Consider the following 13,462-nt stretch of genomic DNA (forward strand, 5'->3'; position numbering starts at 1 on the left):
TGATTGAACAATCTCCGGAGCATGAAACGATGTTGATGACTATTGCAGAACAGCTTGAACAAAAAGGGCTTGAGCGAGGTATCAAGCAAGGTATTGAGCTAGGTCGAGAGGAAGGTCGAGAAGAAGGTCGAGAAGAAGGCCGAGAAGAAGGCCGAGAGGAAGGTATTGAACTAGGCCGAGAGAAAGGTAAAGTGGAAACGGCTCGTGCCTTATTACGGCATGGCGTGAGTTTGGATATTATTGTCACCAGTACCGGACTGAGCCGGGATAAAATTGAAATGTTAAAGCATTAAATTCATCTTCTCTTTTACAGCAAAATGCCGATATTCAAGATCGGCATTTTTGTTCTTATTCCAGGTAATGGCTATACAAGGCACTTTTACGTTTGCCCGGCGAAGCTGAAACCGGTCAAACTGTAGTAGTTCAAACCTCGTTAGCAGTCAGAGCAGGGAGTTTTTCCTGCTCTGTACTATCAGTCTAAATCCAATTCCTTGAGCTTCCCTTTTCTGGTTCTTAACTGAGAGGTAGATTCCAGAAAACGATTCGCGTTGGTTGGTGATCTCATCAAATAAGCTGTTTCTTGCAAAGATTCGACATCAGTTAATGACATAAGTATGCAACTTTCGCCATTTTTACGAGTGATAATCACTGGGCTACAATCGTTCACGACATTTGTCATCGTTTCAGAAAGATTTTGTTTTGCTTCTGAGTAAGTTAACACTTTCATTTATCCTACCTATGCCAAGAAATAACCTGAAAAATACAACGAAATATCCATTCATCGTATAGCATATTGTACGATTTTTTTTGTATCTTGCAGACTTCTAAGTTTGTAATTTGTGGTAGCTGAGCGATAGCGGTCATTATTATCAGATTAACCGGGATGTAATATGTACATTGTGACAAGTACAAATATGAACATAAACATCTTTTTATAGTAATGACATTTGGCTATAGTTGAACATGACAAATGACGGTTAAGGGGGTTTTATGCGAGCTTATACTCCCTTTGCTCAACCTATTGATAAGACGCTTTGGCGTTTCGCAGGTCTACCAGGTAATCGAGGACTTGATCTGACTAATGTCCTACAGTCTGGTTTGCCTATAGAAGTCTTTGACAGCATTCACAAATGGTCAGATATGTCTAAAGCCGACATTATGCGTATCGCCGGGATTAAGGAGCGAAACGTTGCCCGATTAATTCGTGTGTTTGATGCCGCAGTACAACTTTTTGGCGGAAATAAGAATGAAGCATGGACATGGTTAAAAAATCCTGTGAGGGGGCTTGGTGCAGTTACTCCAATGTCTCTTAATTGCGACTGAAAGTGGTGCACTTGAAGTGTTAGATCTCATTGGGCGTCTGGAACATGGGGTGTTCTCGTGATTTTCTATAGAATTACGAAAAATCATTCTCCTTCTTTAACCTCTCTTGTCTAGATTAATACCCAGTTAAATGTGAACTGGGCATTTTTTAACGTCAGGATAGATGGCAGGTTTACATTAAATAGAATCGATATTAATTATTTCAAATGATTATTATTGTAAATATATATTATGTTTGTGAAATTAATATTATTCGTGAGAATATATTTTTGGTATTTTAATAAAGAAAAAATAAATAATTGATCATAATTAGTGAAACGTTATATCTTATGTGAAAGAAAAAAGTTTTCTGCGTTAAATATTGTTTTTGAATGTTGGTTTTGTTTTATTTGATAGATTTATTTGACTGTTAATTCCTGCACTCAGTATTTCAGATAAAGCTTAATCATTGAGCAGGAATGTTTGTTTCTGCCAGAACGGTCATGCTCTTTGGTTACGGTTATAACATTACTAATAATTTGCTCTGTTATCTTTTTTTGCTGAGGAAAGACAGAGGATTTGTATTGTTTGTGAAATGGGATGTTCAATGTAATCATGATATTCGTCGAGGGCGGTTTTAACTTCTATTAAACTAAAGGATTGTTTATGGGGAAATCATCAAACAGGAGCGCGGAATATTTCTTTACCGGGAATTATTTCGCTGATGACAATGATAATGACATTGAGGCCATTGGATTTGGGGGTTACATTTATGCCTGCGGAGGAAATGACCATATTACGCTGGGGTCGATTGCCGCCAAAGTCTATACCGGCACAGGTAATGATACCGTAGTTGGTGGTGCAGCATATTTATCGGTCGAGGATTCTACCGGTAATCTGACCGTAAAAGGTGGTGCGGGTTACGTCGATATTGATAAAGATGGTGATGGTGATATTTCGTTTTTTGGCGCTGCGGGTGGCGTTGTTATGGATCATACCGGCCATCACGGTGATTTGGACTTTACCGGCACGGCTATTTATAACGAAATGAACCGTGACGGTTTGACGGGTAATATGATCTTCGAAGGTTCGGGCGGTTACAACAAATTATGGCACGAAACCAATCAGGGCAATTTATACTTTAATGGTGCTGGCGCGGGTAACAAAATCGACCGCACTTGGTATGACAATTACAATGGAAGCCGTGGCGATGTCACATTTAATGGCGCAGGGGCTGCAAACAGTATTAGCTCGCGGATAGAGAGCGGTGATATTGTTTTCAATGGGGCCGGTGCTGATAATCACATTATACGTAGAGGTAAAGAAGGTAATATTATCTTGCATGGTGCAGGGGCATTGAACCGAATTAAGCGTATTCGCCAAAAAGAAGATATTTATGCGCAGACTCGTGGTGATATTTCCTTTGAAGGTCTAGGGGGTTATAACAAAATTTATTCTGATGTTGCACACGGTAATATTCATTTCTCCGGTGCCGGTGCTTACAACGAAATATCTAGAATAGGTATGAATGACGATTTTCGTGATGAGGCGCTGGAATATACTCAAGTTCAAGATATCATATTAACTACAGCAACGATGGGTGGAAGTTGGATTCAAAAAAACCAGCAAGTGACAGGCATTAAATCAACGACTGAGCCTGATACTTATCTCTTTGCGTTTGTTGACGAAATGTATACAAAAATCAGCAAAATTCAGCTCCAAAATGATCCCGAAACCGGTAAGCTCAATTATTACGCCACCTCTTGGTATAAGGAAGGTAATTACCTTAATGGTCTCGCTTCAACGGAAATTTCTTCTGGTAATGGCTTTGTCAATACCAATACCAACGATGCTTATCGTCTTTTTAATTTAATGATTGAACATCACCAACCGATCACTATTCATGCGGTTGGAGAGGGTTTGTCTGAAAACGAGTGGGTTATTTGTGCTGGCGGGGTAATAGTCAGGGCGGAAGATATTACCCTCTTTGAGGCAAAGATGGGAGGGTATGCGATCTTTTCTGATCGTCAGAAAGTTGATGTTGCCGCGATGAGATCGAATCGTCAACCAAATACGTATGTGTATGCCAAGTATCTGGAATCATGCACTAAAGTAGTGGTAGTTAAATTGGAAAATGATCCTGTTACGCAGGAACTTAAATATTTTGCCAGCGCGTGGTACAAAGCGGGTGATCATACCGGTAATTTGGCAAATGAAGATATTTCGCTGGCGAACGGTTATCGCGCTATAAATGCGGGTGGCTGCACACTAAGTCAACTGCAATATAGTCTTAATACAACAATACGTCGTGCTTCTGATCGATTAGCGCATACCGAAGAATATCGTCAGCAAGAACTTGTGAACTCATTTGCCCGTAATGGTGAGAGCTCCGGTGATATTCAATTTAGTGGCGCTGGCGGTGGAAATATTATTATATCCAGCGTCACGCAAGGCAATGTTAATTTTAACGGTGCTGGTGCTGCTAACGTCCTTGTTCACCAGAGTCAGCGTGGAGAAATGGATGTTAATGCCGGAGGGGTGGCAAATGTTGTGGTGCGGGTTGGGGATGGACGATTTCTGGCTCATCTTTTGGCAGTGGGTAATATCTCGATCCATAAAGGCAATGGTAATAGCCGGGTGGTGATGCTAGGTGGTTACAATACGCACACGCAGATAGGCAAGGGTAGAGCGAGCTGGTTAGGTGCCGGTGGTTTTAATGTCATGACCCAAAAAGGCAGTGGCCGTGTTTCCTCGGTATTGGTGGGTGGTGCCAATGTCCTGACTAAGCTTGGTGCCGGTGATTTGGTTTCCGGTATGCTCGGTGGCGCTAACGTTATCACGCATATCGCTGATGATGCCGAAATGTCGAATACCCGGGCAATTGCATTGGGTGGGGCTAATGTTCTTACCAGGAAAGGGCATGGTGATGTACTAGCAGTCATGGGCGGCGGCGCAAACGTTCTGACTCATATTGGTAACGGGAATACGACAGGTGTGATGCTCGGTGGTGCCAATATCCTGACCAAAATAGGAGACGGCGATACTACTGGCACTCTGTTTGGGGTAGGTAATGTACTGACCCATGTCGGTAGCGGCCAGACTTTGGCGGTGATGGGGGCCGCAGGCAATCTCTTGACCAGAGTCGGGGATGGAGTTGTGATTGCCGCCATGATTGGTGCAGGCAACCTATTTACTCATGTTGGTAAAGGCGATATATGGGCATTGATGGGGGGTGCAGTAAACATCTTTACTAAAGTGGGTGACGGTAATGCGTTGGCACTGATGATAGCCGCAGGTAACGTGTTTACGCATATTGGGGATGGCACCAGTGTTGCCCTGATGCTGGCAAAAGGCAATGTTGCGACTAAAGTGGGTAATGGTATGACGCTGGCCGCAATGATTGGTGGGGCCAATATCTTTACCCATGTCGGGAATGGTAATACTTTTGTGGCTATGATCGGTGGGGCCAATGTGCTGACCAAAGTCGGTAATGACCTGACCGCCGCCTTAATGGTAGGGAAAGCCAATATCTATTCGCATGTGGGCAATGGCACCAGTATCGGTTTGTTTGCCGGTGAACTGAACGTGATGACGAAAGTCGGTGATGGTACAACGTTGGCGGCCATGTTTGGTCAGGCTAATATCATGACCCATGTTGGCAATGGCTTAACCGGTGTTTTGGCATTAGGAGAAGCGAATGTTGTTACCAAAACTGGTAATGATTTTATGGGGGTTGTTGCGGGGGCGAAAGCGAACGTTATTACGCATGTAGGCAACTCGATGACTGCTGGCGTACTGCTTGGCGAAGGTAATATTCTGACCAAAGTGGGAGAGGGGACAACCGTCGGCTTGCTGGTGTCGAATGTGGGGAATGTCATGACCCATGTTGGTCATGGCACAACGGTGGGGTTTGCCAAAGGTAAAGCCAATATCATCACGAAGGTTGGTAATGGTACCGGCGTAAATGCGGTTTGGGGTGAAGCGAATATCCTGACCCAAGTGGGAAGTGGTGACCGTTATAACTTCGCGAAAGGTCAAGCCAACATCATAACCAAAGTGGGTGATGGACAAGAAGTGACGATCGTTCAGGGTGACGCCAATATTATCACTCATGTTGGTCACGGTAATGATTACACTGGCGCTTGGGGCAAAGCGAATGTCATTACCAAGGTCGGTGATGGGCGTAATGTGGTGTTGGCTAAAGGTAAGGCTAACATTGTCACTCAGGTAGGTAACGGTGACAGTTTTAATGCCTTATGGAGTGAAGGCAATGTTGTCACCAAAGTGGGTGATGGCATGCAAGTCACCGTGGCAAAAGGCAAAGCGAATATCACCACCACTGTGGGAAATGGCTTAAATGTAACAGCGACGCATGGCGACCTGAATGTGAATACCAAAGTGGGTGAGGGTGTTTCCGTTAACGTGGCGTGGGGTAATTTCAATGTTAATACTGAGGTTGGTAATGGCCTGAATGTTGCGGTGATGAAAGGTAAAAATAACACCAATATTCATATTGGTGATGGCCTGGGGATGAATGCCTCTTATGCACACAATAATGTGGCGATTAAGATTGGCAACGGTGATTTCTATAGTTTCTCTGTTGCAGAAAGCAATACGCAAAGCAACAGACTCTCTTCCTTCTTTGAACAGATCAAGCAGACAGCGTTAGGTGTAGGGGGTAGTCAGGCGATCAACTATCTGGTTCAGGGCGGTGAGGCTAATACGTCTGGGATGCACAAAGGCAGAGGGGCGATTCATTTAGCCGAAGTTTCTGCTATTGATGGTTTTAAGATAGATGAAATTGCGCCGGTAAGTTCAGATTTAAGCGGTCGTTTGAGAGGTTCTGTAACAGCGGTCGAAACGCCTGAGCTCGGAAGTATCCATGATTCATTGAATATTAACGAAAGCAATGCTCCGGGGCAGGAAGCCAATCTGATCATCAATGGTAATTTTGAACAAGTTAATTATGGCTGGCTGACAACTAATGGTATTGAAGCATCTCACTCAGCCGGTACTTATGGTCTTGATAACAAGGGGCATGGAGAACGCGTCAGTGAACTTGATGCGGATGTGAACACCACGATTTATCAGGATTTACAAAACTTGTTCGAAGGAGAAGTTATTTCACTGAGCTTTGATTTTGCCAATCGTCATAATGCTTATCTTACTAACAATGGCATGGATGTTTTCTGGAATGGTGAACGGGTATTCTCAACTTCTGGAGATGTCGCTGGATGGCAAAACAAAACGTTGGCGCTAACAGCAAAAACGGGTAGTAACCGAATCGAATTTAAGGGTACAGGTTTAAATGATGGCGTAGGTTATATTCTCGATAATATTGTTGCGAAATCTGAGAGCTCACTACCCGCCAAGTCTGTTATCGAACAGGCGAAACAGGATAATGCGGCGCAAAATGCGTTAAGTGATAAAGATAGAGCTGAAGAAGATCGCCGTCTCTTAGAACAAGAAAAAGAGCAGCAACTGGCAGCAATTGCAGGAATGCAGACTCAACTGGAATCAACGGATCAGGCAGCGCTAAACACCAATGGGCAAGCGCAGCGTGATGCGGTAAAAGAAGAATCACACGCAGTAACAGATGAACTGCTCTCCATGACTCAAGGTCTGGATGCACTGAATGACGTTGATAATTACCACGGTAAATCAGGTAACCAATGGCGTAATCAATTTGCCGCTGGATTATTGAACAATGTTCAGAGTCAATGGGAACGCACCAAATCTACTACACAGGAAGAGTTATTTAATGCTCAGCAAAATGTTACCGATAATCAACAACAAGTAAAAAAAGCGATTGCGCAATCGGAGGCTGGTGTAGCGAAAAGTGAGCAGCATCGTATTGGTGTGCAACAAGATGTCATAGATGCTTATAAAAGAATAAATTTGAAAGCGGTACAGTTACAACAACAGCGAGCAGAAAAAGCCAAAAATGAGGCTAATGTTGCCTGTCAGGCGGCGGAGAATCGAGGCAAACAGGATATTGCCGTGGCTGAGGATAAAGTGATTCAGGCACAGACTAATGTAAAGGAAGCGAAACAGAGAGACAATGCTAAACCGCAGCGAGTGGGTGCCCTTGGCAGTGGTTTGTCTGGAGAGGCTTACCAGTCCACGGCTATAGTTGAAACTAGCAGTTATGTTAACCCCGAGTTTGTTGTACAGGCAGATGGACGATTCAGTGCAGGATTGATGGAAGAAGATCTGGCCGTACTGAAAGAGGCAAAAAACAGGATTAATCAGTTGCCGGTCAATAAGCTAGCACTGTTGGATAAAAATCTGCTGACAACATCTTCTCAACATCGTGGGGCAATCAAAGGGGATGTGCTACAAAAAATTGATAATAAGATCTTCGACCTTATCGCGAATGGGAAAGCGCTGGAGGCTTATTCATTCCATTTTAGCCAGGATGGTAATGTGTTGGAAAAAATCAGCAAAATCATCCCGGAAATTGGCAGTGTGCTCCTGACTAAAGGGGATACCGCTGAGTCTAAAAAGTTCATGCAAGGATTGTGTTTTGCTTTATCTGCCCGTTACTTAATGGAAGAACGTGTACAGGGTTCAGGGGGAGGTAAAGCTTATATGTTGTGGTTAAAAGACACGGTAAAAGCCTATAACGACAAATCAGTCAATAAGAAAGCCGATATTAACGCCATTGAATCGGCTTTGTTGATTCAATATCGCCGTCAAAATATTGGGCTGGTTATTGAAGATTTATTATCGATGCAGTACAGCCAGTCTATGGATAGCTCTACCCCTGAAGCTTATAGAAAAGCGAATGCTGCTTATGGCGGCAAATTGAAAGCTAATGGATTGGCCGGGCCGAATATTAATAATGCACTGAATTACTCTGTTGAAGGCTATGAATCCGTCATGGATAAGTTGCGTCATGTGAGAAAGTCGACTTACATATCATTCATGTCTGAAGAACATGCCATGTCCGTTGTGGTGCATAAAAAACTTAATCAAACAGTTTGGTCATTTTATGATCCTAATTATGGTGGTAAATCGTTTGCTAACTATAACGATTTCCGCCGTTTTATGGATACGTTTCATAAAGGGTTTATAACGAGTTATAAATTCCAGGCAAGTAAAGAGTCTGGCCAAAGCTTTTATATTCACTTTAATAAGTTTGAAGAAGGAACCATTGCGAGATATGACGGCGTTTGGAAAACGTCACGTGATGGTGAACAAAACTACGTATTGCGTGCATTGAAAGAGCAAGGCACGGTATTTAACTTAGGTTCAAACGTCACTGGGCGTGTCATTGATTACCGGAAAGGTGATATCACCTTGGAAGTAACGGCTAAGCAAGGTAAACAAACGAAGAAGGTTCTGGTTGACGTTGAGAGCAATAACTTTAAGCAAGCTGCCAGCTTTGTGCAGTCGAATATCAATAAAGTCCTCTCTTATCCGGCAGCAAACCGGCTGATACTGAAAGTGCCGGTTGAGGGGGATGCGGCAAGCCCATTACTGGAAAAATGGTCATCAAGTGACGCGATCAAAAATAAAAATGCAGAGGCGTGGGAGCAGGTAACCGTCACCCCACAAACCGATGATCGTACAACTCGTTTTAGTCATCAGGTCATTATTCAAATGGAGGATGACCCGGTCGTTGCCAAAGCCGTCGCCAATCTGGCCGGTAAACACCCAGATTCCAGTGTGGTTGTACAACTCGATGCTGACGGTAAATATCGTGTCGTTTATGGCGACTCTGCCAGATTATCCGGTAAGTTACGTTGGCAAATTGTCGGTCATGGCCGTGATACGTCGGCGCAAAATAACATTCGCCTGAGTGGTTACACTGCCGACGAACTTGCTGTGAGACTAAAGCAGTTCAGTCACGATCTTAAACCGGTGGGCAAACTTGACCATATCAGCCTCGTGGGGTGTTCTTTGATCAGTGATGATAAGCGGGACGGTTTTGCTCGTCGCTTTATCACAGCGTTAGATAAGCAAGGTATTCGCAGTCATGTTTCTGCCCGCCGTAGCGAAGTCGCGATTGATGCAACAGGCCGTAAATTGACCCGTGATGCAAACAACCAATGGGTTAATAACTTGCCTGATAACAAAATTGTATTCGAATGGAATAAACAGGGTGAATTGACGCCCCGTACAGAAAGGGTGATTCGCGGAATTACTGAAAGTGACATCACCCTTGCCAAAGTGGGATATACCGGTGCTGATGTGGTGACGAGAGGGGCAGTTGCAGATTATCGTTATCCTTTTACTGCGCCAAAGAAACGTGAAAATACCATTCAGATTGACGCCAATAATAAATCGAATAATCAGCTTAGCTACTCCGGCAACATTCAGGTTAATGTGGGTGAAGGGGAGTTTACTGCGCTCAATTGGGGAACATCAAATGTCGGTATTAAAGTGGGTAACGGAGGCTTTAAATCGCTGGCCTTCGGTGACAATAATGTGATGGTTCATCTCGGTGACGGAGATAGCAAACACAGCTTCGATATCAGGGGTTATCAGGCGCTTGAAGGGGCGCAGATGTTTATTGGTAATCGTAATGTCAGCTTCAATCAGGGCAGCAGTAATGACCTGATTGTGATGATGGATAAATCCATGCCAACGCCGCCGTTGGTTAATCCATTTGATGGCGTGATGCATGTCACCGGAGTACTACAAAGTATTGCTCACTTTGGCGAAGAACGGGATGGGTTAATCGCGCAAGATCAGCAATGGACACTCACCGGTGCGAGCAAATTTGTACGGGATATGTCCGGTTTGGATCAAACCAGCAGTGTGAACTACAAAACGCTGGTTGAGCTGGATTTACAGCATGAACGTAGTAGCCGCGGTGTGAAGCGAGATATTGAAACCACATTGAATAAAAAATATCACCAATGGCTAACCCGCAATGTGACTGATATGGGCACAATGAGCCGCGCAAATAGATTCCGTCAGGCTAATGAGAAGTTGGCTTTTAACTTTGCCGTCGGGGGGCAGGGGGCAGATATTCAGGTAACAGCCGGTAACTGGAATTTTATGTTCGGTGACCATATCCAGTCGATTCTGGATACCAACCTGGGTTCGTTGTTTGGCCTGATGACGCAGCAATATTCGGCAACGGGTATGGTGAAGACTACGTTTACCTATCATCCGCAAGATTTGCCGCGTCAGCTTAAGAACAAATTGCTTGGCCGGTTAGCCAGTGTAAACGAGGAGACGACTTTAGCGGACATTTTTGGCGTCAATTATACCGCAGAGGGCCAAATGGTTTCCCGTACAGGAGAACCGGTTGATGGCGAAGCGATTCTGCGAGAAATGCTGGCCGTGATTGCAGAGTTTAGTGGGGATCAACTGAAAGCGTTTACAAATCCGAAGAAGTTGCTTGATGGTTTGAAAGCGGGCATGGATATGGGGGCGGATGGCATCAGATCATTTGCAGAAAGTCATGGCCTGCAAGGGAAAGCGCCTGACGAAAACCATACACCGGAATCTCCAGTGAGTGTCGATGGAAAGCGTGCTCAGGCCGATGATAAAGCAAAACCTGCATTTGGCTTTAACTCACTGAATTTGCCTAATCTGTTTGCAACGATGTTCAGTAAAGATAAGCAGACAGAAATGCACTCCTTAGTCACGCATCTGAAAGAGAACTTGACGGCTGATTTGCTTAATATGGAGGAAAAAACGTTTGATTTCCTGCGTAACAGCGGCCATTTGCATGATGATGGCGATATCCATATCTCGTTGGGGAACTATAACTTCAACTGGGGGGGGGACGGTAAAGATCTTGGTGCTTATCTGGGCGATAACAACAACTTCTGGGGTGGTCGCGGTGATGATGTTTATTATTCAATTGGTACTTCCAACCTCTTTACAGGCGGTGAAGGAGATGATCTGGGCGTCCTGATGGGACGTGAAAACTGGATGTTTGGCGGTCATGGCGATGATACCGCAGTGGTGGCTGGGCGAATTAACCATGTATTTATGGGTGAAGGCAATGACCAGGCATTTGTTTTTGGCGAAGGTGGTTTTATTGAGGCGGGTAACGGACAGGATTACGTCGTCGCCTCCGGCAACTATAACCGGGTGGATAGCGGTGAAGGTCAGGATTATGTTGTCACCATCGGCAATAATAACCAGATTGAGTTAGGTGAAGGCAATGATTTTGCCAGAGTATTTGGTAATGACAACCGGATCGACGGCTATTTCGGCAATGATGCGATAAAACTGATGGGCTACCATGCGGTAATTAACGGTGGAGAAGGTGATGATCATCTGATAGCCGCAGCGATTTCGAAGTTCAGTGAGTTTAATGGCGGTGATGGTCAGGATCTGCTGGTGCTGGGTGGGTATCAGAACCGCTTCCACGGTGGTTCGGGGGCAGACAGTTTTATGGTTAGCGGAGAGGTGATTGATACATCGGTCAATGATATCAGCGCAGAAGACATGATATTGCTTAATAACGTTGACTGGCGAAACCTGTGGTTGCAGCGCAGCGGATATGATCTGGTGTTGTCGGTGAAGTGCCAAACTCGGGACAACGATGCTCAGGGGGTGTTTGAGTCAGTAGGTTCGGTGACATTTGATAATTACTTTAATGGCAATCGTGCCAAATTGGTGACTCAGATAGGTGATAAGAACGCATTAGGGAAGCGTGAATTTACTGCACTGTCAGATAATGTGGTGGATTCTTTGATCCAGGCAATGAGTAGTTTTGCTCCGACAGTCGGTGATAATGGTTTTATTGAGGGGCTGGAGAGTCAAGCGAAAGTGGCTATTACAACGGCATGGACCGATGTCACGATTGGCAAAGGGAAATTTGCCTAATTAATTTCATGATAATTAAGTGGCTCAAGATAAGTGAGCCACTTTTATCGCTAATTAACCGGTTTTCTACATTAATTCCGTATTAGTATTAAGGAAACGATGAATTGCCTTTAACACTGCGTCGGGTTTTTCTGCGTGAACCCAGTGATCGCAACCGGCGATAACCCAAGCTTTGGCTTGTGGAAATTGTCTGGTGATATTATTCCGGTACTCTTCCTGGATATAAGAGGAAAGGCCGCCACGAATAAACAGGGCAGGGCGAGGCCATGTAGGGATTTCTTGCCAGCCGATGATCTTTTCATACTGGTTAATTAATACCGGTAAATTGAATTTCCATTCCCCCTGATGGAATGATTTCAGTAAAAACTGAATGACACCTTCTTCCTGAATATTTTCTCGCATAATCTTAGCGGCGTCTTGACGGGATTTAACTCCGGCTGCTGTCACTTTGTTCAGTGCGGTAAAAATTTGGTCATGACGGTGAACCTGATAGGCAACGGGGGCTATATCAATAAGAACAATTTTTTCTATCCGCTCTGGTGCTAGTGCAGTCATTGCCATCGCGATCTTACCGCCCATGGAATGACCAATAATAATGGCAGACTGAATTTGCAGATGATCCAGCAGGGAAATAACATCTTGTGCCATATCGTGGTAATCCATGTTATTTGCCCGTGGAGATAAACCGTGATTGCGTACATCGACTTGAATGACGGGATAGTATTGCTGCAAATCACGAGCCAAAACCCCAAGATTATTGAGATCACCGAATAACCCGTGGATTAATACCACAGGGATAGAAGAGAGCGGATTTTCCGGTATCTGCATATGGTAGTTTAATGGGTTGACTAATTTCATGATGAGAATTGTTTTCTTTCAGGTATTGATATCATGCCGTGTATATTGTTGCTTAAATTATAAAAAAGCAACCAGGCTGTACAATTATAGTTAATAATTTCTTATAATTACATCGTTCTCAAAATGTTCATGTATCAAAAACTTGTTAATTTTTCTATAGTAATACTTAATGAATTGAAAAATAAAGGTTCTTCGAATAAATAATATTTTTAAATGGAAAGTTTTAAATAACTTGTGAGATGATTATTGGTTCAATCATCTTAGTGGGGTTATTGATTGTGTGTTTATGTGATCTATATCTTAAAAAATTGTGTGTTAATTTTAATTTTTTGTGAAAAAATAATGAAAATTTACTTTATATTTTATTAAATAAAGGTATATACCCGTAATCATTGAAGATGCTTGATTTTATCCGAAATGGAGATCATTATCCTCGCTATGAAAATATTCATTACCGATGAACAAAAAGCCGAACTTGAACATCTCCATCACACCTGCCGTGATA

At 43.6% G+C, this 13,462-nt stretch carries 3 protein-coding genes and 2 pseudogenes; 3 read left to right on the plus strand and 2 right to left on the minus strand.

Going from position 1 to position 13,462, the window contains the following annotated elements; translation table 11 throughout:
- Positions 1-293 (plus strand): annotated as a pseudogene (locus tag AACQ38_RS22710) (ISNCY family transposase); the annotation flags it as partial.
- A gap of 179 nt (positions 294-472) precedes the next feature.
- Here AACQ38_RS22710 and AACQ38_RS22715 read toward each other — a convergent pair.
- Positions 473-727, minus strand: a complete 255-nt coding sequence (locus tag AACQ38_RS22715) for a type II toxin-antitoxin system Phd/YefM family antitoxin (protein ID WP_165579128.1) — start codon at positions 725-727, stop codon at positions 473-475.
- 263 nt (positions 728-990) lie between these two features.
- Here AACQ38_RS22715 and AACQ38_RS22720 point away from each other — a divergent pair.
- Positions 991-1,384, plus strand: a pseudogene (locus AACQ38_RS22720) (antitoxin Xre/MbcA/ParS toxin-binding domain-containing protein).
- A gap of 584 nt (positions 1,385-1,968) precedes the next feature.
- Positions 1,969-12,099 carry an MARTX multifunctional-autoprocessing repeats-in-toxin holotoxin RtxA gene (gene rtxA, locus AACQ38_RS22725; RefSeq protein WP_165579129.1) on the plus strand — a complete coding sequence of 3,377 codons (10,131 nt, stop codon included), beginning with the start codon at positions 1,969-1,971 and terminating at the stop codon, positions 12,097-12,099.
- A gap of 66 nt (positions 12,100-12,165) precedes the next feature.
- Here the strand turns inward: rtxA and ybfF are convergent, their stop codons facing one another.
- On the minus strand, positions 12,166-12,927 hold the full coding sequence (gene ybfF, locus AACQ38_RS22730; RefSeq protein ID WP_445260634.1) for an esterase: 762 nt from the start codon (positions 12,925-12,927) through the stop codon (positions 12,166-12,168).
- Positions 12,928-13,462: the final 535 nt, after the last annotated feature.

Source organism: Photorhabdus sp. RW14-46 (assembly GCF_963887965.1).
In the GTDB taxonomy this organism is placed as follows: domain Bacteria; phylum Pseudomonadota; class Gammaproteobacteria; order Enterobacterales; family Enterobacteriaceae; genus Photorhabdus; species Photorhabdus laumondii.

Bases quoted from the DNA above. Each gene is read 5' to 3' on its own strand.
- AACQ38_RS22715 (WP_165579128.1), bottom strand. From the start codon at position 727: ATGAAAGTGTTAACTTACTCAGAAGCAAAACAAAATCTTTCTGAAACG.
- ybfF (WP_445260634.1), bottom strand. From the start codon at position 12,927: ATGCAGATACCGGAAAATCCGCTCTCTTCTATCCCTGTGGTATTAATC.
- rtxA (WP_165579129.1), top strand. From the start codon at position 1,969: ATGGGGAAATCATCAAACAGGAGCGCGGAATATTTCTTTACCGGGAAT.